Consider the following 22,408-nt stretch of genomic DNA (forward strand, 5'->3'; position numbering starts at 1 on the left):
CCGCGGGCAGGCTTACCAGCGCAGCAGGCGCGGCCCCAGCGCAGCGCCGACCAGCACCGGCACGGCAATGCCGCTCACATACCAGACCGCCAGGAACGGTGCGGTGAGCTCCATGCAGTGCAGCGCGTAGATCGCTGCGCCGACACCGCCCCCAAGCGCACCTGCCGCGGCGCCCGCCAGCGCAGGCTGCGTGGGCGCGAGCCCCTTGAGCGCCACCAGCGTGGCCGCGAAAACCGGCAGCGCCATCAGCCCGATGCTGAGCGCGCAGATGCGCCACGACTGCCCCATGAGCGACGGCATCTTGTCCTCGGCCGGCAGGGTGAACCAGGCGATGGCAGCCAGTGCCCAGACGCCGAGCACCGGCAGCACCGCACCAAGCCAGGCATGCCGCACGGCAACACCCGGCCGCGCAAGCCGCTGCACCATCACGAAGCCGGCCGCCGCAATGCACAGCGGAAACAGCACCTTGACCCAGAACATCGGCCAGAACATGGCCTGCACCAGGTCGCGCCTGGGGCCGTACTCGGCGAACAGGATCACGAACGACAGCGGCATGCCGACCAGCAGCGCCAGCCACAGCCGCCGGCTCGTCGCGCGGCGCGGCACCGCGACGGGACCGTTCGCGAGCATCGCGACCAGGTCGTCGGTCTTCATGCGGCAGCGCTCCACTCATGGCCGAAGCGCGCGGCCAGCGCCTTGAGTCCGCGGTGGATGCCGACCTTCACCGCCGACTCCGACATGCCCGTGAGGCTCGCGGTCTCGGCGACCGAGAGGCCCTCGATCTTCACGTGCACGATCGGCAGGCGCTGGCGCTCGGGCAGCGTCTGGAGCAGGCCGCCGAGGTCGCGCCTCGCATCGCTGGCCTCGGTGGCCGACTCGGCGAACACGGCGAGGTCGTCGTCCAGCGGGTCATGGAGGTCTTCGCGGACCGACTTCGCGCGCAAGAGGTCGATCATCTTGTAGCGCGCAATGGCATGCACCCAGGCCGTCAGCGGCTGGTCGCTCTGGTAGGTGTGGCGCTGGTTGTGCATGGCGAGCAGGCATTCCTGGACAAGGTCTTCCACTTCATCGGGCCAGCCAAAGAGGCGCTTGCCCAGAAAGGCGCGCAGGTGCGCGCTGAGTTTCTGCAGGAATTCGCGGTAGGCGTTCGCGTCGCCATCGAGGCCCCGAAGGAACAGGCTCCGCAGCGCCGCTTCCGCGTCGCCCATCTGCATCCTGCTGCTTATAGGGGTTCGTGCCATCGGGCTGGCTGGTTACAGCCGGGTCGAAAAATAGTGCATTGGATTGTGCCGCGACACGCAAAGTGCCGGCGCCCGCAGGCCCTTCGCGCGCACCTTGGGCTAAGCTGCGCCGATGTTCCGCGGACTCGTCTCGCACCCCTGGGCCTACCCGGCGCTGGAGGTGGTGCACATCGTCGGCATCGCGCTGCTGTTCGGCGGGCTGCTGGTGTTCGAGTTGCGCGCGCTCGGCATGGGCCGCGAGCTGCCCGCACCGCTGCTGGCACGGCTCACGCTGCGCCCCGCGCTCGTCGGGTTCGGGCTGTGCGCGGCCACCGGCCTCACCATGTTCTCGGGCCAGCCGGACGAACTGCTCGCGAACAACGCCTTTCGCATCAAGATGCTCCTGATCGCCCTGGCCGGCGCCAATGCCGCGCTCTTTCATTTCCGCAGCGGCGTCGCGGCCATCGACCGCTTCGGCAAGGTGCAATGCCTTCTGTCCTTGGGGTTTTGGCTCGCTGTCATCATCTGCGGGCGCTGGATCGCCTACCTCTGAACCCTCTCTGAACCGACTGAACCGAAGGAGACCGAGATGATGCAAAGACGCCTCTTCACTGCCGCCTCGTTGGGCCTTGCCCTGCCCGCCTGGGCGCACCACGGATGGAGCAGCTTCGACCAGGAGCGGCCCCTCTACCTGGAGGGCCGCGCAACCAAGGTCCTGTGGCGCAACCCGCATGGCGAGCTGGAGCTCGAACTGCCCGACAACCCGGCGCTGCCCGCAGACCTGAAGCAACGCGCCTTGCCCAAGCAGACGACGTCCGTCGACGGCCCCGCGCTCCTGGCCAAGGCGCAATTGCCGACGCGGCGCGACCGCAAATGGCAGGTCGAGCTGGCGCCCCTCACGCGCCTGCAGGCCTGGGGCGTCGAAGAGATCAAGCCCGGCACCCAGGTGGGCGTGCTCGGCTTCACTTTCACCGGAGAGAAAGGCGATGCGGTGCTGCGCGCCGAATACCTGTTCGTCGGCGGCAAGGCCTACGGACTTCGCTCCTCGCCGGCCTGAACGTCGCCGCCGGGGCATGGTCCGCCCCGGCTTGCCAGCCGCACAACTGATCGGTACATTGCATTTTTTGAGGGCCTGCAATGTCCGTAGATAGCACCCAGATCCCTTCCGCACTCCCGGCCGGCACCACGCCCCTTTCGCCGCTCTCGCCGCTTTCTCCCGTCCCGCCGCTCGTACCGCTGCACCCCTCCTCGTCGACCGGCCACATCCGCCTGACCTCGCATGCCGGGGGCTTTGGCGCACTGCCCATCCAATGGGGCGCGGCCACCGCCACCGAGCGCGGCCCCGTCGTCGGCACGACCACCAAGCGCGCGCACCGCAACGTCATCGGCACGCACAGCGGCTCCTACAGCGTGTACCGCGCGCTCGCGGTGGCGTCGGGTGCCTTGAAGCGCGAGCACAAGGCCGACCTCACGAACACCGCTCCCACCGACGTGATCGGCCCTTACCCGCAATGGGGCGAGCCCGGCCGAATCGTCTCGCTCGACCCCTGGGGCGCGCTGGTGGCCGATGTGTTCTCCACCGAGCTGGCCGCGGGCTACGACATTCGCCCGACCATCGCGATCACCAAGGCACACGTGATCCTGCCCGAGGTGATCGAGGCGCTGCAGAGCGGCCGCTTGAAGGCCGACGGCCACTTCCTCACTTCCGGCGGTGCCGCGATGGTGACCAAGGCGGCCATCGAGCCGGTGTGGTATCTCCCCGAGGTGGCGCGCCGCTTCGGCTGCTCCGAGACCGACCTGCGCCGCACGCTCTTCGAGGAAACCGGCGGCATGTACCCCGAGCTCGTCACGCGCTCCGACCTGGAGGTGTTCCTGCCGCCCATCGGCGGGCAGACCATCTACATCTTCGGCAACCCGCGCGACCTGGCCAACCCGGAAGTGGAACTCACCGCGCGCATCCACGACGAGTGCAACGGCTCGGACGTGTTCGGCTCCGACATCTGCACCTGCCGCCCCTACCTCACGCACGCGATCGAGGAATGCATCCAGGGCGCGCAGCGCGGCGGCGTGGGGCTCATCGCCTATTCGCGCAAGGAAGGCCGCGCGCTCGGCGAAGTGACCAAGTTCCTGGTCTACAACGCCCGCAAACGCCAAGTGGGCGGCGACACGGCCGACCAGTATTTCGCGCGCACCGAGTGCGTGGCCGGCGTGCAGGACATGCGCTTCCAGGAGCTGATGCCCGACGTCTTCCACTGGCTCGGCATCAAGAAAATCCATCGGCTCGTGTCGATGAGCAACATGAAGTTCGACGCGATCACCGGCTCGGGCATCGAGATCGGCGAGCGCGTGAACATTCCCGATGAACTGATCCCGGCGGACGCCCGCGTCGAGATGGACGCCAAGATGGCCGCCGGCTACTTCACGCCCGGCCCGGTGCCGGACGCCGAGGAACTCAAGAAGGCCAAGGGCCGGGGATTGAGCGAATGAGCAGCAGCAACAGCAACGACAGATTTACGAACATGCCTGCTGATGGTTCGGGCAGCCTCGCGCCCGGCGGTGAGGGCACGGTCGATCCGTCCATCGAATTCGCCGTGGACACGTCCCACCCGGCCGGCGCAGCCTCGCTGCTGCGCACCACGGCCGCCATCCGGGAGCGTGCGGCTGCGCTGCTGGCACGCGCGCGGCGCGGCGAATCGCAGTGGTTCCGCATCGGCAGCGACGACGCGCTCGAAGACGCGGCGCGCACCGTCGCCGAGGTCACGCGCGAGCGCTATCCTTGGGACACCATCCCGTATCACAGCCGCTGGCGCCACTTCGAGGCTGGCGGCATCGACCGGCTGAAGCAGCTGGACGAGCTGCTGGGCAAAGGCATCGACGCCCGGCAGCGCGCCCGCGCCCACATCGACCTCGTGCTGGTGAGCGTGCTGCTCGATGCCGGCGCCGGCGCCGACTGGCACTACACCGAGCCCGCCACCGGCGAGCGCTACACCCGCTCCGAAGGACTGGGCGTGGCGAGCTTCCACGCGTTCACGAGCGGGCTTTTCTCGTCCGACCCCGACCATCCGCTGCAGGCCGACGCGGCCGGCCTCAAGGGCCTCGTGACCGACCGGCTGGGCGACGCCTTCCAGGTGAGCGACGTCAATCCGCTGGTGGGCCTCGCGGGCCGTGCGATTCTCTTGCGCCGGCTCGGCGAGGCGATGAGCGAACAGCCCGAGACCTTCGGCGAAGACGGCCGGCCTGCCGGCATGTTCGATGCGCTGGTCGCGCCTTTCGGCGCCGCCTCGCCGCCCACGGCCGAGATCACCGCGCACCAGATCCTGTCGCTGCTGCTCGAATCGCTCTCGCGCATCTGGCCCTCGGCCAATGCGGTGGACAGCATCGCCATCGACGGCAGCGACAACACCGGCGGCATCCCCTCGGGCGACCCGGCGCTGGCGCTCGGCGACTGCTGGCGCCACAGCGCGGTGCGAGGCCCAGGCCTCACCAACGGCTGGATGCCGTTTCACAAGCTCTCGCAGTGGCTCACCTATTCGCTGCTCGAGCCTTTCGAATGGGCGGGCGTGAAGGTGCGCCAGCTCGATGCGCTCACCGCCCTGCCCGAGTACCGCAATGGCGGCCTCTTGATCGACAGCGGCGTGATCGTGCCGAAGGACCCGGCCTTCCTCACCCGCCGCTGGAAAGCGGGCGACGAATTCATCGTCGAATGGCGTGCTCTCACCGTGGCGCTGCTCGACGAGGTCGCGCCCCGCGTGCGCAAGGTGCTCGACCGCACCGAGGAAGAGCTGCCGCTCGCCTGCGTGCTCGAGGGCGGCACCTGGGCGGCGGGCCGTTCACTGGCACAGCGCTTGCGAGACGGAGCGCCACCGCTCCTGATCGAGAGCGACGGCACCGTCTTTTAGACTCGCGGGTTCACTTCAGCAGCAACGGCATAAAAAATCCAATGAGCAACGTCCACCTCGTCGACCACCCCCTCGTCCAGCACAAGCTCACGCTGATGCGCCGCAAGGACGCGTCCACCAACAGCTTCCGCCGGCTCCTCAATGAAATCAGCATGCTCATGGCCTACGAGGTCACGCGCGACATGCCGATGCAGGACATCGAGGTCGAGACCCCGCTGGAGACCATGCAGGCCAAGGTCATCGACGGCAAGAAGCTGGTGCTGGTGTCGATCCTGCGTGCCGGCACCGGCATCCTGGACGGCATGCTGACGGTGGTGCCCGGCGCGCGCGTCGGCCATATCGGCCTGTACCGCGACCCGAAGACGCTCACCGCCGTCGAGTACTACTTCAAGATGCCCGGCGAAATGGAGAACCGCGACGTGATCGTGGTCGACCCGATGCTGGCCACCGGCAACTCGGCGGTGGCTGCGGTCGAGCGGCTGAAGGAACTGAACCCGAAGTCGATCAAGTTCGTGTGCCTGCTGACCTGCCCCGAAGGCGTGGCGACGATGCAGAAGGCGCACCCGGATGTGCCGATCTACACGGCGGCGATCGACCGCGAACTCAACAGCCACGGCTACATCCTGCCCGGCCTCGGCGACGCGGGCGACCGCATCTTCGGTACGAAATAAAGCTCGCCCCCAGAAAAATAGGGCTCGCCCCCAGGCTGCGCGGCACTTCGTGTCCGCTTCTCCTTCCCCCTACCGGGGGCAACACCAGCGGCCCGGCAAAGCCGGTTCCGCGGTGTTTCGCGAAGGACCCGGCGGCCGGGTGGGCACGGAGGTTGCAGCACTTGAATTTTTTACGACCGAGGAGAAGACCGTGACAGCACGCCGTCAGTTGATCATTCGTTCCGTCGCCATCGCCGCGGCACTCGCGGCCGGTGCGCCGGGCATCGCGCTTGCGCAGGCCAAGCTCAAGGTGGCGGCGGTGTACACCGTGCCGTTCGAGCAGCAATGGGTGGGCCGCATCCACAAGGCGCTCAAGGCCGCCGAGGCACGCGGGGAGATCGAATACAAGGCCACCGAGAACGTGAGCAACGCCGACTACGAGCGCGTGATGCGCGAGTACGCGACCGGCGGCAACCAGCTGATTTTGGGCGAGGTGTTCGGCGTGGAAGCGGCGGCGCGCAAGGTCGCGAAGGACTTTCCCAAGGTCGCCTTTCTGATGGGCTCGTCGCTCAAGCCGCAGGCGCCTAACTTCAGCGTGTTCGACAACTACATCCAGGAGCCGGCGTACCTGAGCGGCATGGTGGCTGGCGGCATGACCAAGAGCAACCGCATCGGCATGGTCGGGGGCTTTCCGATTCCCGAAGTCAATCGCCTGATGAACGCCTTCATGGCGGGCGCCAAGGAAACGAACCCGAAGGTGGAGTTCAGCGTGAGCTTCATCAACAGCTGGTTCGACCCGCCCAAGGCCAAGGAAGCGGCCTTCGCGATGATCGACAAGGGGGCGGACGTGATGTACGCCGAGCGCTTCGGCGTCTCGGATGCCGCCAAGGAAAAAGGCAAGCTCGCCATCGGCAACGTGATCGACACGCAGAGCCAGTACCCCGACACGGTGGTCGCCTCGGCCCTGTGGAACTTCGAGCCCTCGGCCGACCGCGCAATCAAGCTCGTGAAGGAAGGCAAGTTCGCGGCAGAAGACTACGGCGTCTATTCGCAGATGAAGCACAAGGGCTCCGAGCTTGCGCCGCTCGGCACCTTCGAGAAGAAGGTGCCGGCCGACATCGTCGCGAAGGTGAAGGCCAGGCAGGCCGACATCCTCTCGGGCAAGTTCACTGTGAAGGTGGATGACGGCCAACCCAAGTCGACGGCAAAGTGAGCAAACGAATGACGACGATGCGCTGGCGCACCCTTCTCGCGGCCGGCGCGCTGGCCCTCGGGCTCTCGGGCTGCGTCGGTGTCTACAAGGGCACCGGCGTCAGCATCAACAGCAGCACCCGGCTGGACGACACGCCGCGCATCGCGGTGATCTCGGCCTTCGAACCCGAGCTCAAGCTGCTGCTCGCGCGCGTGCAGGGGCCTGCGAAGCACAGCGTGAACGGCGTCGAGTTCACCACCGGCACGCTCGAGGGCAAGCCGGTCGTGCTGTTCCTCTCGGGCATCAGCATGACGAACGCGACGATGAACACGCAACTCGTGCTCAACCGCTTTCGCGTGACGAGCATCGTGTTCAGCGGCATCGCGGGCGGGGTGAATCCGTCGCTGCATGTCGGCGACGTGACGGTGCCCGCGCAATGGGGGCAGTACCTCGAGGTGCTGATGGCACGCGAAACCGCGCCCGGCAAGTACACCGCGCCGCCCTTCATCAAGGACGCCACCTTCCCCAACTTCGGCATGGTGCATCCGCGCCCGGTCGAGGTCCGCTCGGCGGCCAAGCCGGAGATCGAGCGCAAGTTCTGGTTCGAGGTCGACCCGAAGATGCTCGAGGTGGCCCGCAGCATCCGCACCGTCGACCTGGCGAACTGCAGCGCCGGCAAGTGCCTCGCGCGAAAGCCGCAGCTGGTGATCGGCGGCAACGGCGTCTCGGGACAGGCCTTCATGGACAACAAGGCCTTCCGCGAATACACCTTCAAGACGTTCCAGGCCAACGTGCTCGACATGGAAACCGCCGCCGTAGGCATGGTGGCCTACAGCAACGGCGTGCCCTACATCGCCTTCCGCTCGCTCAGCGACCTCGCGGGCGGCGGCAGCGGCGAGAACGAGATGGGCACCTTCATGGGCATTGCGGCCGACAACTCGGCCAAGGTGATGCTGGCGTTCCTGGCTGCCTGGAAGTGACGGTGGCGCCCGTGCGCCTTGTGCTGCTGCCGGGCATGGATGGAACGGGCGATCTCTTCGGGCCACTGAAAGAGGCCATGGGACCGCAGGCTGTCATCGACATCGTGCGCTACCCCGGCCGGGAGCCGCTGGGCTACGGCGAGTTGGAGCCGCTGGTTCGCGCACAACTGCCGACGCAGACGCCCGTCGTGCTGCTCGGCGAATCCTTTTCCGGACCGCTGGCCATCTCGATCGCGGCGTCGCGCCCGCCCGGCCTTCTGGGACTGATCTTGTGCTGCAGCTTCGCGCGCCGGCCCGGACCCGGCCTTGCGCTGATGCGGGCAGGCCTGCTCGACCTGTCGATGCATCTGCTGCATTCGAAGTTGATGCGCGCGCCGATGCGGCACCTCCTGCTCGGGCGCTCCGCATCGCCGCACCTGTCGGACATGCTTGAAGACTCGCTCAGGAAGGTATCGGTCGCCGTCATGACCCGGCGCATGAAAGAGGTGCAGCGCGTGGATGTGCGCGACAAGCTGTCATTGGTGCGTGTGCCTGCGATGTATCTCCAGGCCCTGCAGGACCGCGTCGTGCCCGGGCGGGCGGCCACGGTCATCCAGCAACGGCTCTCGATGCTGCATATCGTGAAGATCGAAGGACCCCATGGGCTGCTGCAGGCTTCGCCCACCGCATCCGCCCGTGCCATCGAGAATTTCTGCCGCGACCTGCCATCCATTTCTCCATGACGCCCTCCACCGTCCTCCGCCTCCAAGGCATCACCAAGCGCTTCGGCAACCTCGTCGCGAACGACGCCATCTCGCTCGACCTGCAGGCCGGCGAAGTGCTCGCGCTCCTCGGCGAGAACGGCGCGGGCAAGTCGACGCTGATGTCCATCCTGTTCGGCCACTACGTCGCCGATGAAGGCGGCATCGAGGTGTTCGGCGCGCCGCTGCCGCCGGGCAACCCCAAGGCCGCGCTCGCCGCGGGCGTGGGCATGGTGCACCAGCACTTCACGCTGGCCGACAACCTGAGCGTGCTCGACAACGTGATGATGGGGACAGAGCCGCTGTGGCGCCCGGTCTCGCGCCGCGCCGCAGCGCGTGCCCGGCTGCTCGACGTGGCCCAGCGCTTCGGCCTGCCGGTGCAGCCCGACGCGAAGATCGGCAGCCTCTCGGTCGGCGAGCGGCAGCGGGTGGAAATCCTCAAGGCGCTGTATCGCGGCGCGCGCATCCTGATCCTGGACGAGCCGACCGCCGTGCTCACGCCGCACGAGAGCGAGGCGCTCTTCGCCACGCTCGCGCAGATGGTGGCGCAGGGCCTGTCGGTGATCTTCATCAGCCACAAGCTGGGCGAAGTGCTGCGCGTGTCGCACCGCATCGCGGTGCTGCGCGGCGGCAAGCTCGTGGCCGAGGCGCGCACCGCCGACACCACGCAAGCGCAGCTTGCGCTCTGGATGGTCGGCCATGCGGTCGAGGCGCCGCAGCGGCGTCCCGCGAAGTCAGTAGGCGATGCGGTCTGCGTGCTCGATCACGTGAGCACCGCATCGGCCAAGGACGGCGGGCAGGACCGGCTGCGCGAGGTGTCGCTGACGCTGCGCGCCGGTGAGATCACCGCCATCGCAGGCGTCTCGGGCAACGGGCAGGTCGCGCTGGCCGAACTACTGTGCGGCACGCGCCGCGCCGTCTCGGGCACGGCGCAGCTGATGGGCCGTGCGCTGCCGCCCTCGCCCGCCCGGCTGGTCCAGCGCGGCGTGGCTCGCATTCCCGAAGACCGGCATGCGGTCGGCGTGGTGGGCGATCTGCCGGTATGGGAGAACGCGGTCTCCGAGCGGTTGCGCAGCCCGGTGTTCTCGCGCTGGTCGGTGTTCGTGCGGCGTGCGGCTGCGCAGTTGCATGCGCGGCGCATCGAAAAGGCATTCGACGTGCGCGGCGCGGGCTTGATGGCGCCGGCGCGCTCGCTCTCCGGCGGGAACATGCAGAAGCTGATCCTGGGGCGCGCGCTGCTCGCGCCCGAACAGGTGGAAGACATCGACAACAAGAAATACCCGAACCGCGCCCCACGCCTGATCGTCGCGCACCAGCCGACCTGGGGCCTGGACATCGGCGCGGTCGCCTATGTGCAGCAGCAGCTCATCGCCGCGCGCGATGCCGGCGCGGCGGTGCTGGTGATTTCGGATGACCTCGACGAAGTGCTCACGCTCGGCGACCGCGTCGCGGTGATGCATGGCGGCCACCTCGGCGAAGCGCGGCCGGCCGCCGCGTGGACGCGCGAAGCCATCGGCCTCGCGATGGCCGGCGCCACCGGCGTCACGAAGGGCGCGCCATGATGCGGCTCGAACGACGCCACGAGACCTCGCGCGCCGCGCTGGTACTGGCACCCATCGGCGCGATCGTTTTCACCATGGTGGTGAGCGCACTGCTCGTGCTGTGGGCCGGCGCACCGGTCGGCCGCACCTACGCGCTGCTGCTGCAGGGCGGCTTCGGCTCGGTGTTCGCGTGGAGCGAGACGCTCACGCGCGCGATCCCGCTGATCCTCACCGGCCTGGCCGCGACGGTCGCCTTCAAGGCGCGGCTCTTCAACATCGGCGCGGAGGGGCAGCTCTTCGCAGGTGCCCTCGCCGCCGTGGCCGTGGGCGGCATGCACGGCGGCACGGGCTTCGAACTCTCGCCGTGGGTGCTTTTCCCGCTGATGATGCTTGCCGCCGCCGTGGCGGGCGCCCTGCTGCTGCTCGGCCCGGCGCTCATGAAGAACAAGCTCGGCGTCGACGAGGTGGTGACCACGCTCTTGATCAACTTCATCGTGCTGCTCGGCGTTTCCGCGCTGCTCGACGGGCCGATGAAAGACCCGACCGCCATGGGCTGGCCGCAAAGCGTGTCGCTGCAGTCCGACCTCGAACTGGGCAAGCTCATCGCCCAGACGCGCGTGCACACCGGGCTGCTCTGGGCCGTGTCGCTCGCAGTGATCGTGTGGGCGATCTTCAAGTACACGGTGCTGGGTTTCGACATCCGCGCGGTGGGCGCGAATGCGCGCGCCGCCGCGTTTGCCGGCGTGCCGGTCACGCGCACCGTGGTGATGGTCGCGCTGCTCTCCGGCGCTCTGGCCGGGCTGGCCGGCGCCATCGAGGTGGCGGGCCGCACGAGCTACGTCACGCTCGACATGTCGCCGGGCTACGGCTACACGGGCATCGTGATCGCGATGCTCGCGGGCCTGCACCCGCTGGGCGTGATCGCCGCGGGTGTGTTCGTGGCCGGCGTGCTGGTCGGCGCCGACACCATGAGCCGCGCGGTGGGCGTGCCGACCTACATTGCCGACGTGATCGTCGCGGCCTCGCTGATCGCGGTGCTGGTGGCGACGCTGCTGACGCAATACCGCGTGCGGATGACGAAATAAATGACCGACCTCCTAGACATCCTCGCCAACCCCGCCTTCTGGGTCGCGGTGCTGCGCATCGCCACGCCGCTGATCCTCGGCACGCTGGGCGTGCTGCTGTGCGAACGCGCGGGCGTGCTCAACCTGGGCATCGAAGGGATCATGGTCGCGGGCGCCTTCACCGGATGGCTTGCGGTGTATGCCGGTGCGCCGCTGTGGGTCGGCGTCGGCGTGGCGGCGCTCACGGGCATGGTGTTCGGTTTGCTTCATGCCTTTCTTACCGTGGGCCTTGCGCTCTCGCAGCACGTCTCGGGCCTCGGTATCACGCTGCTCGCGACCGCGCTGAGCTACTTCGGCTACCGCGTAAGCTTTCCGAAAGTGAACACGCCACCGACCATCACGCCCTTCGCGCCGATGGACTGGCTGCCCGTGCCGATCCTCAACGCGCAGACCGCGCTGACGCTGTTCGCGCTGCTGCTGGTCCCGGCGGTCGGCTGGGTGCTGTACCGCACGCCGCTCGGCCTCGCGCTGCGCATGGTCGGCGAGAACCCGCAGGCGGCCGAGAGCCAGGGCGTGTCGGTCGCGGCCACGCGCACCGGCGCCATCGTCGCGGGCTCGGCGCTGATGGGCATGGCGGGCTCGTTCCTCACGCTCTCGGCCTTCAACGCTTTCTTCTTCAACATGGTGAACGGCCGCGGCTGGATCTGCGTGGCACTGGTGGTGTTCGCCTCGTGGCGGCCCGGCAAGGCCCTGCTGGGTGCGCTGCTGTTCGCCTTCTTCGACGCGCTGCAACTGCGGCTGCAACAATCGGGCGACGCCGTGCTGCCCTACCAGCTCTACCTGATGCTGCCGTACCTGCTGTCGATCCTCGCGCTGGTGCTGGTGGCGCGCAAGGCGAGCTATCCGCAGGCGCTGATGAAGCCGTACCGCAAAGGGGAACGTTGAGATGATGAAGACGACCGCTGCAACCTTGCTAGCCGCACTGCTTGCGCTCGGCAGCACGGGGGCGCAGGCACTCGGCAGCGACTACAGCTACGACACCTTCAAGACGCCCAATGCGGTCAGTTGGGTGCAGCTGTGCGGCACCTGGGGGAAGGGCAAGACCCCCCAGGGCACCTACCGCGTGGTCCACGCGGACCAGTACGCGCAGTCGTTCCTCTATGTGCAGTGGATGGCGCGCGATGCCAACGGCGGTCTGCACGCCGAGCACACGGTGGCGATCGCCGAACTGGACAACGACCACGCCGAGATCGCACTCACCGACCTCACCTGCCGCGCCACGCCCCGCGGCATCGTGGTGACGGCGAAGGCGGCTTCCGGGCATGACGACAAGCTGCGGCGGGTGACGATCGAGGTCGGGCCTGCGGCGGGCCAGTACCGCTACAGGGCGCAGCGCACGCGTTGAAGTCGCGGCCCGCTGCCGCGGTTCCGATCGCCTATGGAACAGAAGGCGTCACCTCTCGCCGCAACCTTTGCATCAGCCGGGTGATTCCGCGCAGCGGCGCCGTGATGCGCCATGAACGCGATGCCTGCATCGCGGCGAGGTGTTCCTCGAGTTGCGCGTTGCGTATCGCCGTCTTGTCGAGTGCCCGTTTCAATGCGGTCCTGTCGAGGATTGCGTGGCTCGGGAACGCAATGCCAGTGGGCCTTGGGCCGGCATCGGCCCCATGCTCCGCTGCGCCATCGACCGCCAGTTCCTTGCCGATGCGCACCTTCGACGGCACGGCCGTGTGCACGTGTGCCCGCAAGGCCGCCTTGCGATCGAGCTTGCAGCCGAGGGTCGGGCGCAAGGCCTCGTAGAGATAGTCCGGATCTTCGATGAAGCGCGGAAAGTCGAGCAGCACGACCGGAATGTTCCGCTTCACGAGCGCATGCAGGAGTTCGTGAAAGCCGAGCGCGAGAAGCCTTGCCTGGTCGATCGGATTCAGCGAATAGACGATGCCGCCCTGCGTCGACGCCCAGGTCTCCCACTGCTTGCAGTCGTCGGGCAGGGCCGTGTTGCCGTGGCGCGCGCGCAGCTCGTTGACCGTGCGGCTGGTCGCGGCTTCGACGATGCTTCGCATGGGAATGACGACCGCGTCCACCACGATCCCCGGGTCGGCCAGCAGGCGCTCCACGAACTCGTACAGCCAGGGCGACTTGACCACGTAAGGCGCATCGGCATTGCCCACGAGCAGGTCTTCCAGGCCCGCGTTGGCGTCTTCGTCATAGCCGGGCCGCTGCTGGTGGGCGAGCTGCGTGTCCAGGCCGCATTCGGCCAGGTACTGCACCAGGAATGTGGTGCCGGCGCGGCCCGTCCCCGCAATGAGCAGATGATGACTCTTCATCGGCTCCCGTCGCGCAGGCTCCACGCGTCGAATGCGGACATCAGGCGGCTTGCAGCCTGAGCGACTTCGCAGCTCGAGGTGTCGATGACCAGGTCAGGCTGCAGCGGTGGCTCGTAGATGTCCGAGATACCGGTGAACTTGGCGACCTCGCCGCGGCGCGCACGCGCATACAGGCCCTTGACGTCGCGCTGCTCGCATGTCGCCAGGGAGGCGTGCACATGGACTTCGCGAAAGGCCGTGCCGACGATCTTGCGCGCCATTGCACGCTGCTCCCGCATCGGAGACACGGCCGCAACGATGACCGCGAGCCCCTGGTCGCTCAGCAGGCGGGCGACTTCGGCCATTCGCCGGATGTTCTCGCGGCGGTCCGCGTGGCCGAACCCGAGGCCCTGGCTCAAGCCGCGCCGAACGTCGTCACCGTCGAGGATGGCCACTGGCATGCCCTGCGCCATCGCGCGCTCGCGCAGGCTGTTGGCGATGGTGGACTTTCCGGCGCCCGACAGGCCCGTCAACCAGATGACGCATGATCCGGAACCCCGCGGTGTGTGCAGCGCTACCGAATTGGCGTCAATCCGCATGAAGTGATAAACAAGGGGTATCAAAACGTCCGAGGATAGGTAGCATCTTCTTGTGTTTTGTCTCCAGGGCGTAAAGATTTCTAAGTTGAAAATTAGGACGCCCCCGCTCTCCGAATACACCCCCACGCAGATCCTCCGATGCTGAATCTTCTGGTCACCAACGCCACCCTCCCCGACGGCCGCACCGGCATGTCGATCGCCGTACAGGACGGCCGCATCGCCGAGGTCACCGAAGGCCTGGATGCTCCAGCGCACGAGAAGCTCGATGCGCAAGGCCTGCTCCTCGCGCCCCACTTCGTCGACCCGCACTTCCACATGGACGCCACGCTGAGCTACGGCCTGCCGCGCGTCAACGAAAGCGGCACGCTGCTCGAAGGCATCGCGCTGTGGGGCGAGCTCAAGCCGCTGCTCACCGCAGATGCGCTGATCGAACGCGCACTGGCGTACTGCGACTGGGCCGTGGCCAAGGGTCTGCTGGCCATCCGCACGCATGTGGACACCAGCGATGCGAGCCTGCTCGCCGTCGATGCGCTGCTGGAGGTCAAGCGACAGGTCGCGCCCTACATCGACCTGCAGCTTGTCGCCTTTCCGCAGGACGGCGTGCTGCGCTCACGAGGCGGTGTCGAGAACCTCACGCGCGCGCTCGACAAGGGCGTGGACGTGGTCGGTGGCATTCCGCATTTCGAACGCACCATGGCCGACGGCGCCGCGAGCGTGAAGCTGCTGTGCGAGCTTGCCGCCGAGCGCGGCAAGTTGGTCGACATGCACTGCGACGAATCGGACGACCCGCTCTCGCGCCACATCGAGACGCTGGCCTTCGAGGCGCAGCGCCTGGGCCTGCAGGGCCGCGTGACCGGCTCGCACTGCACCTCGATGCATTCAATGGACAACTACTACGTGAGCAAACTGCTGCCGCTCATCGCACAAAGCGGCGTGGCGGTCATCGCCAATCCGCTCATCAACATCACGCTGCAAGGCCGCCACGATACATACCCCAAGCGCCGCGGCATGACGCGCGTGCCCGAGCTGATGGCCGCCGGCGTGAACGTCGCGTTCGGCCACGACTGCGTGATGGACCCCTGGTACGGCATGGGCTCGGGCGACATGCTCGAAGTGGCGCACATGGGCCTGCACGTCGGGCAGATGACGAGCCAGGCCGGCATCCGCCAGTGCTTCGAGGCGGTGACGACGAACGCCGCGCGCGTGATGCACCTGGAGGGCTACGGCATCGAAGCGGGCTGCGATGCGAGCTTCGTGCTGCTGCAGGCGCGCGATGCGGTCGAGGCGATCCGGCTGCGCGCGACGCGGCTCAAGGTGTTCCGCAAGGGCAAGCTGCTGGCGGAAACGCCGGCGGCCACGGCCACGCTGCATCTGCCGGGCCGGGCACAGGCCAGCAGCTGGATGATTTCCAAGGCATAGGACACGCGGGCCTGCGTGCGTCGGTTGGTAGAAAAGCCATCTCCGGAGAGAACGACATGAAAGTCCACGGCGCCTGCCATTGCGGCCGGATCACCTACGAGGCCGAAGTCGATCCCGACAAGGTCAGCCTGTGCAACTGCGCCGATTGCCAGGTGCTTTCGGGCACCGCCTACCGCGTCTCGGCGCCCGTGCCGGCCGAGAGCTTCCACCTGCTGACCGGCCAGCCGAAGGTCTACGTCAAGACCGCCGAAAGCGGCGCACGCCGCCGGCAGAGCTTCTGCGAGAACTGCGGAACGCCCATTGCATCGAGCCCGGACGTCGATCCGCCCGTCAGTTACTCGCTGCGCATCGGCAGCATGGCGGAGCGGGACCAGCTGCCACCGCGCAGGCAGCAGTGGTGCAGGTCGGCGCTCGGCTGGTCGCAGGACATCAGCGGCCTGCCGGCCAAGCCGACCCAGTAAGGCTCACCCTCGGCCAGCGCCTTCGAGGTCGCACCACATGTGCACCTTCGCGAGGAAGGCCCCGTCGAAGGCCATGGCCAACGGCTCGACGCCGAAGACCTGGAAACCGCAGCGCTCGTACAGCGTCTGTGCAGCCGCGTTGCCCTCGGTCACCGTGAGCTGCACCAAGCGCAGCCCGCCGTGTGCACGCGCATGATCGAGCACGGCCTGCACCAGCCGGCGGCCGAAGCCAGCGCGGCGCGCCGAGGCCATCACCGACATGCCGAACAGCGTGGCCTTGTGGCGCGCACGCTCACGGTCTTCGACACTCAGCCCGGCGGCGCCGACCAGCGTACCCTCGTCGTCGAACACGCCGTAGACCACGCTCGTCGCATCCGCCTCCGCGCCCAGGCGCTTCTCCCACCAGCCGAGCGGCAGGCCCTCGCGCTCGCCGACGGTGGAAGTGAAGGCGCTGGGATGCGTGGCATAGGCATCGAGCATCACGGCGCGGTAAGCCACAGCGTCCGCGGCGGTCAACCGGCGAACGACGTTGCGGTCTTTCACGGTGTTTTCTTCAGAAGCGGACACAGACGGATTGCCTTTCCTGCAGCACCGCCTCCTGGCCGAAGTTCTTGCGGTACGTGTCGATGATGCCGGCGATGGCCGCGTCATCCTTCGCACTGCGCGGATGCAGCAGCACCACCAGTTTCGAAGGTTCGCGCACCACGCCACCCGAGGCACCACGCCATTGGCCGACGGCGTCGAGCACGGTCAGGCCCTGCGGAAACGCGGGAGTCACGGCGGTGTCGAGAAAGCCGGCCCATTGCGCATCCGAGACCTGGCCGCCGGCAGGTATCGCCCGGCCGAAGAAGAGCGTGTCGCGCTCGAAGGCGTTGAAGCCGGTGTCGCAGGTCTTGCTGGCCCTCGACGCGGAAGGCAAAGCGCTGCAGCCCGCGAGCGCGGTCACCATGAGCGCGATCAGCGTCAGGCGGACACGGAAAGCAGCTCGTGCCATGAGTTCAGGCCTCAGGGGCGATCGCCTCGGCATATTCGTAGAGCGCGCCGAGGATCTCTTCGCCGCGTTCGTCCGCCGTTTCTGACAGCGCATCCACTTCGCTGAACAACTGCTCGATGGTGCGCGCCCCGCCCTCGCCGTGGAACAGGCGCGCCACGCGCAGCGCCTCCCAGCGTTCGGTCTCCTCAGGGGCCAGCGATTCGGGCCAGTTGCGAGCGCGGTAGCGGAACACGATCTCTTCGAGGCGGCCGTCGTCGAAACCGGTGCGGTCCTTGGCCAGCTCGCCGGCGGAAAGACCACGCAACTGATTCAGGCGCCGACGGTCGGCGTTGCCGACGAAGCCGCCGTAGAGGTCTTCATCGACATCTGGCGTGGCCTCCTTCGGCCGCGCGTACACCTGCGACCAGATCGCGCTCATGTCGGGCAGGTCGCGTGCGATGGCTGCGTGGCGCATGGCAGTGTCGAGGTCGATGCCCCAGCGCTCGGCCATCGGTGGTGCGAGCGTGCGCAGGTTGCCGACCACCATCGGCGACTTGTTGAGATGGATGCCCTTCACAGGCAGGCGCAGCACGCCTTCGGGCAGGTCGGCAGTGCGGGTGAAGAGCCGCAGGCGCAGCGTTTCGACATCGAGGTCGCGCAGCTCGCTCGGATCGTGGGCGAGGTCCCAGGCAAGCAATTCGTTCTTGTTGGTGGGGTGGCTCGCGAGCGGCCACATCACGGCGATACAGCCGCGCTCCACTGAGAACATGCCTGAGACATGCAGGAAGGGCTTCGCGGTTTCACGCATCGCGGGCAAGCCGAGTTCGCTCGCCACGCGATCCTTCTTGTGCAGGCCGAAAGCGAAATCGAACAGCTTGGGCTGCTTGTCGCGAATCAGCCGGGCCAGTGCGATGGTCGCGCGCACGTCGGAAAGCGCATCGTGCGCCGACTCGTGCAGCAGGCCGTTGGCGCGCGCGAGGTCTTCGAGCTTGAAGCTGGGCTTGCCGTCTTCCTTCTTCGGCCACTGGATGCCTTCGGGACGCAGCGCGTACGTGAGGCGCACCACATCGAGCAGGTCCCAGCGGCCGCAGTCGTTCTGCCACTCGCGCGCGTACGGATCGATCAGGTTGCGCCAGAAGAGAAAGCGCGTCACCTCGTCGTCGAAGCGGATCGTGTTGTAGCCCACGCCGATGGTGCCGGGCTGCGAGAACGCACGCTCGATCTGCGCGGCGAAATCGTGCTCGGGAATGCCGCGCTCCAGGCACACCTGGGGCGTGATGCCGGTGATGAGGCAGGCTTCGGGGCTGGGCAGGTAGTCCGGCGCGGGCTTGCAATAGATCATCAGCGGCTCGCCGATTTCGTTCAGCTCGGCATCGGTGCGGATGGCGGCGAACTGAGAGGGACGGTCACGACGCGGCACGGCGCCGAAGGTTTCGTAGTCGTGCCAGAGAAAGGTGTGGTTCATTCAGAGCAAGGGTGAAAACAAGCGCGCGATGGAATCGCCGAGGCGACGCCAGAAATTCTGTGGCCGGTTGGCGCGCACCGCGCCGGAACTGTGCAGATCGGTCTCGAACTGCGCCGCAAGCGGCTTGGTCAGTGCGGGGCCATAGACCACCGCGCTGACCTCGAAATTGAGCCGGAAGCTGCGGTTGTCGAAATTGGCGGTGCCGATCATCGCGCAATGGTCATCGACCACCAAGGTCTTGGAGTGCAGCATGCGCGCCTTGTACTCCCAGACCTTCACGCCCGCAGCGATCAGCTCGTCGAAGTACGAGCGTGCGGCGGCGCTCACGATGGCCGAGTCGCTGCGGCGCGGCACGAGCAGGCGCACGTCGACACCGCGCAACGCAGCGCTCGTGAGCGCCATCATCGCTGGCTCGCCGGGCACGAAGTAAGGCGTGGTGAGCCAGGCACGGTGCGTGGCCGAATGAATCGCCTCGACGTGCATGCGGTGGATGGGCTCGAGCATGTTGTCGGGGCCACTGGTCACGATCTGCACCGGGATGTCGCCGGCATCCAGTTGCGGCAGCATCGCCGCCATCGCGTCGTCCATGCCGCGCGGGTCTTCGCCGGTGGCATAGGTCCAGTCTTCGAGAAAGGTGGTCTGCAGCCAGCGCACCGCGCTACCCTCGATGCGCAGGTGCACGTCGTGGTACGCGTCGGGGTTGGTGCGCTTGTCTTCCTCGTCGGTGATGTTCACGCCGCCTGTGAAACCCACGCGGCCGTCGCACACCACGATCTTGCGGTGAGTGCGGTAGTTGGTCACCGGGCGCAGGCGCCGGCCGATCTTGGTGTCGTGGAACAGCGCGACCTTCACGCCCGCCTCGTGCAGCGGCGCCATGAACTGGCGGCCGATGCGCTTGGAGCCCAATGCATCGAGCAAGAGGCGGACGACGACGCCCTCTTTCGCGCGCTCGACAAGGAGGTCTCGCAGCGCGGTGCCGATCTTGTCGGGCTCGAAGATGTAGTACTCGAGGTGGATGTGGTTCTTCGCTGCGCGCACGGCCTCGAAGATCGCGTCGAAGGTGCGCGCACCGCCTGAGAGCAATTCAACATCGGACGCGCTCGACACCGGCAGCCCGCAGGCCGCGGTGCCCAGCCGCGCCATCTGCTGCAGCGCCGGCGGTGCGTTCTCCGCCGCATCGCGCAACCGGGCGAGATCAGCCTGCGCGGACGCTCCGGCACGACTGCGCAACCGCTTGATGCGTTGCTTGCGCAAGCGCTGCGGCCCGAGGAAGTAATAGATGACGAAGCCCGCGAACGGCAGCAGCGCGAGCGACAGGATCCAGCTCATCGTGGACACCGGCGCGCGCTTCTGCATCACGATCCAGATCGACAGCACGGCGATGTAGCCGCTCCACGCGAGGGAGAGGCCGGTTTTCCATTCGGGGCTGAGGACGGGAAGGATCAAGGTGACGAAGACGGGTGGATGGATTTCGGCCGCCCAAAGAAAAAGGCCGGCAGCGCGATGCTACCGGCCTTTGCGGGCGGTTCCGCGGCCTCATAGGCCGCGGAACGCCGGGTTCTCAGCCCGTGGCGGCCTCTTCGGCTTCAGGCTTGGACTTGCCTTCCTTCTTCGGCAGCGGCTGGATGTCCAGCAGCACTTCGTCCTTGTCGTCGAGGTCGACTTCGAGGCGACCACCGTCGGTCAGGCGACCGAACAGCAGCTCGTCGGCCAGTGCACGACGGATCGTGTCCTGGATCAGACGCTGCATCGGACGCGCGCCCATCAGCGGATCGAAGCCCTTCTTCGCCAGGTGCTTGCGCAGCTTGTCGCTGAAGGTGACTTCCACCTTCTTCTCGGCCAGTTGCGTTTCGAGCTGCAGCAGGAACTTGTCGACCACGCGCAGGATGATGTTCTCGTCCAGCGCCTTGAAGTTGACGATGGCGTCCAGCCGGTTGCGGAACTCGGGCGAGAACAGGCGCTTGATGTCGCCCATTTCGTCGCCCGCCTGACGCGGGTTGGTGAAGCCGATGGTCGCCTTGTTCATGGTCTCGGCACCCGCATTCGTCGTCATGATGATGATGACGTTGCGGAAGTCGGCCTTGCGTCCGTTGTTGTCCGTCAGCGTGCCATGGTCCATCACCTGCAGCAGCACGTTGAAGATGTCCGGATGCGCCTTCTCGATTTCGTCGAGCAGCAGCACCGAATGCGGCTTCTTCGTGACAGCCTCGGTCAACAGACCGCCTTGGTCGAAACCGACGTAGCCCGGAGGCGCGCCGATCAGGCGGCTCACCGCGTGACGCTCCATGTACTCCGACATGTCGAAGCGGATCAGCTCGATGCCCATGATGTAGGCAAGCTGCTTGGCCGCTTCGGTCTTGCCGACGCCCGTGGGACCGGAGAACAGGAACGAGCCGATCGGCTTGTCGCCCTTGCCCAGGCCCGAACGCGCCATCTTGACCGCGGAGGCAAGCACTTCGAGTGCCTTGTCCTGGCCGAACACCACGCTCTTCAGGTCGCGCTCGATCGTCTGCAGCTTGCTGCGGTCGTCGTTGCTGACGTTGGCCGGGGGAATGCGCGCGATCTTCGCGACGATTTCCTCGACCTCGGTCTTGCTGATGGTCTTCTTGCGCTTGCTCGGCGGCAGGATGCGCTGGGCGGCGCCGGCTTCGTCGATGACGTCGATCGCCTTGTCGGGCAGGTGACGGTCATTGATGTACTTGGCGCTGAGCTCGGCCGCAGCCTGCAGGGCCGCCACCGCGTACTTCACGCCATGGTGTTCCTCGAAGCGCGACTTCAGGCCCTTGAGGATGTCGACGGTTTCCTGCACCGACGGCTCGACCACGTCGACCTTCTGGAAACGGCGCGACAGGGCCGCATCCTTCTCGAAGATGCCGCGGTATTCGGTGAACGTGGTCGCACCGATGCACTTGAGCTGGCCGCTCGAGAGCGCCGGCTTCAGCAGGTTCGATGCATCGAGCGTGCCGCCCGAGGCAGCGCCCGCACCGATCAGCGTGTGGATTTCGTCGATGAAGAGCACGGCGTTCGGCTTGTCCTTCAGCGACTTGAGCACACCCTTCAGGCGCTGCTCGAAATCGCCGCGGTACTTGGTGCCGGCCAGCAATGCGCCCATGTCGAGCGAGTAGACCTGCGCCTCGGCAAGGATCTCGGGCACGTCACCCTGGGTGATGCGCCATGCCAGGCCTTCCGCAATCGCGGTCTTGCCGACACCGGCCTCGCCCACGAGCAGCGGGTTGTTCTTGCGCCGGCGGCACAGGATCTGGATGACGCGCTCGACCTCGTATTCGCGGCCGATCAGCGGATCGATCTTGCCGTCCTTGGCGAGCTGGTTGAGGTTTTGGGTGAACTGCTCGAGCGGCGATGCCTTCTCGTTGCGTTCGCCGCCGCCCTCTTCGCCTTCGCCCTGGGGGGCTTCGCCGCTGCCCTTGACGGCTTCCGGCGGATCGCTCTTCTTGATGCCGTGGGCAATGAAGTTCACCACGTCGAGGCGGGTCACGCCCTGCTGGTGCAGGTAGTAGACGGCATGCGAGTCCTTCTCACCGAAGATCGCGACCAGCACGTTGGCGCCGGTGACTTCCTTCTTGCCGTTGCCGGTGGACTGCACATGCATGATGGCGCGCTGGATCACGCGCTGGAAACCCAGCGTGGGCTGGGTGTCTACATCGTCGGTACCCGCCACTTGCGGCGTGTTGTCCTTGATGAAGTTGGTGAGCGACGCCCGAAGGTCGTCGACGTTCGCCGAGCAGGCGCGCAGAACCTCTGCGGCGCTCGGGTTGTCCAGCAAAGCGAGCAGCAGATGCTCCACGGTGATGAACTCGTGGCGCTGCTGCCGGGCCTCGACGAAGGCCATGTGCAAGCTGACTTCCAGTTCCTGGGCAATCATGTGATTTCCTTTTGCC

The 22,408-nt window shown here is 67.1% G+C and carries 23 protein-coding genes; 14 read left to right on the plus strand and 9 right to left on the minus strand.

Features of this window, described 5'->3' with window-relative positions; all coding sequences use genetic code 11:
- Positions 1-12 precede the first annotated feature (12 nt).
- On the minus strand, positions 13-654 hold the full coding sequence (locus VARPA_RS16155; protein ID WP_013541655.1) for an NrsF family protein: 642 nt from the start codon (positions 652-654) through the stop codon (positions 13-15).
- Positions 651-1,208 carry a sigma-70 family RNA polymerase sigma factor gene (locus tag VARPA_RS16160; protein WP_013541656.1) on the minus strand — a complete coding sequence of 186 codons (558 nt, stop codon included), beginning with the start codon at positions 1,206-1,208 and terminating at the stop codon, positions 651-653. Before VARPA_RS16160 ends, VARPA_RS16155 begins: the two co-directional genes overlap by 4 nt.
- 145 nt (positions 1,209-1,353) lie before the next feature.
- Between VARPA_RS16160 and VARPA_RS16165 the strand changes: the two genes are divergently transcribed.
- From VARPA_RS16165 to VARPA_RS16220, 12 genes are all read left to right on the plus strand, one after another.
- Entirely contained in the window at positions 1,354-1,773 is a 420-nt protein-coding gene (locus VARPA_RS16165; protein ID WP_013541657.1) for a hypothetical protein, read from the plus strand.
- A 36-nt stretch (positions 1,774-1,809) separates the two neighbouring features.
- Complete coding sequence (locus VARPA_RS16170) at positions 1,810-2,277, plus strand: DUF6152 family protein (protein ID WP_013541658.1); 468 nt, start codon at positions 1,810-1,812, stop codon at positions 2,275-2,277.
- Positions 2,278-2,357: 80 nt separating this feature from the next.
- Entirely contained in the window at positions 2,358-3,707 is a 1,350-nt protein-coding gene (locus VARPA_RS16175; RefSeq protein WP_013541659.1) for a GTP cyclohydrolase II, read from the plus strand.
- A gap of 32 nt (positions 3,708-3,739) precedes the next feature.
- Positions 3,740-5,119, plus strand: a complete 1,380-nt coding sequence (locus VARPA_RS16180; protein ID WP_234974756.1) for a URC4/urg3 family protein — start codon at positions 3,740-3,742, stop codon at positions 5,117-5,119.
- A 41-nt stretch (positions 5,120-5,160) separates the two neighbouring features.
- Positions 5,161-5,790 carry a uracil phosphoribosyltransferase gene (gene upp, locus VARPA_RS16185; protein WP_013541661.1) on the plus strand — a complete coding sequence of 210 codons (630 nt, stop codon included), beginning with the start codon at positions 5,161-5,163 and terminating at the stop codon, positions 5,788-5,790.
- Positions 5,791-5,980: 190 nt separating this feature from the next.
- Complete coding sequence (locus VARPA_RS16190; protein ID WP_013541662.1) at positions 5,981-6,982, plus strand: BMP family protein; 1,002 nt, start codon at positions 5,981-5,983, stop codon at positions 6,980-6,982.
- A gap of 8 nt (positions 6,983-6,990) precedes the next feature.
- Positions 6,991-7,941, plus strand: a complete 951-nt coding sequence (locus tag VARPA_RS16195; RefSeq protein ID WP_013541663.1) for a 5'-methylthioadenosine/S-adenosylhomocysteine nucleosidase — start codon at positions 6,991-6,993, stop codon at positions 7,939-7,941.
- Positions 7,942-7,943: 2 nt separating this feature from the next.
- A complete protein-coding gene (locus VARPA_RS16200; RefSeq protein ID WP_234974757.1) occupies positions 7,944-8,663 on the plus strand; it encodes an alpha/beta fold hydrolase in 720 nt (239 codons plus the stop codon).
- The gene (locus tag VARPA_RS16205) at positions 8,660-10,243 is read left to right on the plus strand and encodes an ABC transporter ATP-binding protein (RefSeq protein ID WP_013541665.1); all 1,584 of its coding nucleotides are present in this window, start codon (positions 8,660-8,662) and stop codon (positions 10,241-10,243) included. Before VARPA_RS16200 ends, VARPA_RS16205 begins: the two co-directional genes overlap by 4 nt.
- Complete coding sequence (locus tag VARPA_RS16210) at positions 10,243-11,307, plus strand: ABC transporter permease (protein WP_200861483.1); 1,065 nt, start codon at positions 10,243-10,245, stop codon at positions 11,305-11,307. The genes VARPA_RS16205 and VARPA_RS16210 overlap by 1 nt, the downstream gene beginning before the upstream one ends.
- Positions 11,308-12,231, plus strand: coding sequence for an ABC transporter permease (locus tag VARPA_RS16215; RefSeq protein ID WP_013541667.1), 924 nt, complete (start codon positions 11,308-11,310; stop codon positions 12,229-12,231).
- Between the two features lies 1 nt (position 12,232).
- Positions 12,233-12,691: a hypothetical protein gene (locus tag VARPA_RS16220; protein ID WP_013541668.1), complete on the plus strand. Its 459-nt coding sequence runs from the start codon at positions 12,233-12,235 to the stop codon at positions 12,689-12,691.
- Between the two features lie 31 nt (positions 12,692-12,722).
- Here VARPA_RS16220 and VARPA_RS16225 read toward each other — a convergent pair whose 3' ends face one another.
- Together VARPA_RS16225 and cysC are read right to left on the minus strand one after the other, a co-directional pair.
- Positions 12,723-13,613 (minus strand): hypothetical protein, encoded by an 891-nt coding sequence (locus VARPA_RS16225; RefSeq protein ID WP_013541669.1) that lies wholly within the window; start codon positions 13,611-13,613, stop codon positions 12,723-12,725.
- A complete protein-coding gene (gene cysC / locus VARPA_RS16230) occupies positions 13,610-14,191 on the minus strand; it encodes an adenylyl-sulfate kinase (RefSeq protein ID WP_013541670.1) in 582 nt (193 codons plus the stop codon). Before cysC ends, VARPA_RS16225 begins: the two co-directional genes overlap by 4 nt.
- Before the next feature lie 138 nt (positions 14,192-14,329).
- Here cysC and VARPA_RS16235 point away from each other — a divergent pair, with 138 nt between their 5' ends.
- Together VARPA_RS16235 and VARPA_RS16240 are read left to right on the plus strand one after the other, a co-directional pair.
- Positions 14,330-15,610 carry an amidohydrolase family protein gene (locus VARPA_RS16235; RefSeq protein ID WP_013541671.1) on the plus strand — a complete coding sequence of 427 codons (1,281 nt, stop codon included), beginning with the start codon at positions 14,330-14,332 and terminating at the stop codon, positions 15,608-15,610.
- 56 nt (positions 15,611-15,666) lie between these two features.
- Complete coding sequence (locus VARPA_RS16240) at positions 15,667-16,071, plus strand: GFA family protein (protein WP_013541672.1); 405 nt, start codon at positions 15,667-15,669, stop codon at positions 16,069-16,071.
- A gap of 3 nt (positions 16,072-16,074) precedes the next feature.
- Here the strand turns inward: VARPA_RS16240 and VARPA_RS16245 are convergent, their stop codons facing one another.
- The 5 genes from VARPA_RS16245 to clpA all read right to left on the minus strand — a co-directional run bounded on the left by VARPA_RS16245 (position 16,075) and on the right by clpA (position 22,392).
- Positions 16,075-16,614 (minus strand): GNAT family N-acetyltransferase, encoded by a 540-nt coding sequence (locus VARPA_RS16245; RefSeq protein ID WP_013541673.1) that lies wholly within the window; start codon positions 16,612-16,614, stop codon positions 16,075-16,077.
- Between the two features lie 10 nt (positions 16,615-16,624).
- Entirely contained in the window at positions 16,625-17,065 is a 441-nt protein-coding gene (locus tag VARPA_RS16250; RefSeq protein WP_013541674.1) for a DUF3574 domain-containing protein, read from the minus strand.
- Positions 17,066-17,069: 4 nt separating this feature from the next.
- Entirely contained in the window at positions 17,070-18,509 is a 1,440-nt protein-coding gene (gene sbcB / locus VARPA_RS16255; protein ID WP_013541675.1) for an exodeoxyribonuclease I, read from the minus strand.
- On the minus strand, positions 18,510-19,955 hold the full coding sequence (gene cls / locus VARPA_RS16260) for a cardiolipin synthase (protein ID WP_013541676.1): 1,446 nt from the start codon (positions 19,953-19,955) through the stop codon (positions 18,510-18,512).
- 115 nt (positions 19,956-20,070) lie between these two features.
- Positions 20,071-22,392: an ATP-dependent Clp protease ATP-binding subunit ClpA gene (gene clpA, locus VARPA_RS16265; RefSeq protein WP_013541677.1), complete on the minus strand. Its 2,322-nt coding sequence runs from the start codon at positions 22,390-22,392 to the stop codon at positions 20,071-20,073.
- Between the last annotated feature and the right edge of the window lie 16 nt (positions 22,393-22,408).

The organism is Variovorax paradoxus EPS, assembly GCF_000184745.1.
GTDB classification, from domain to species: domain Bacteria; phylum Pseudomonadota; class Gammaproteobacteria; order Burkholderiales; family Burkholderiaceae_C; genus Variovorax; species Variovorax paradoxus_C.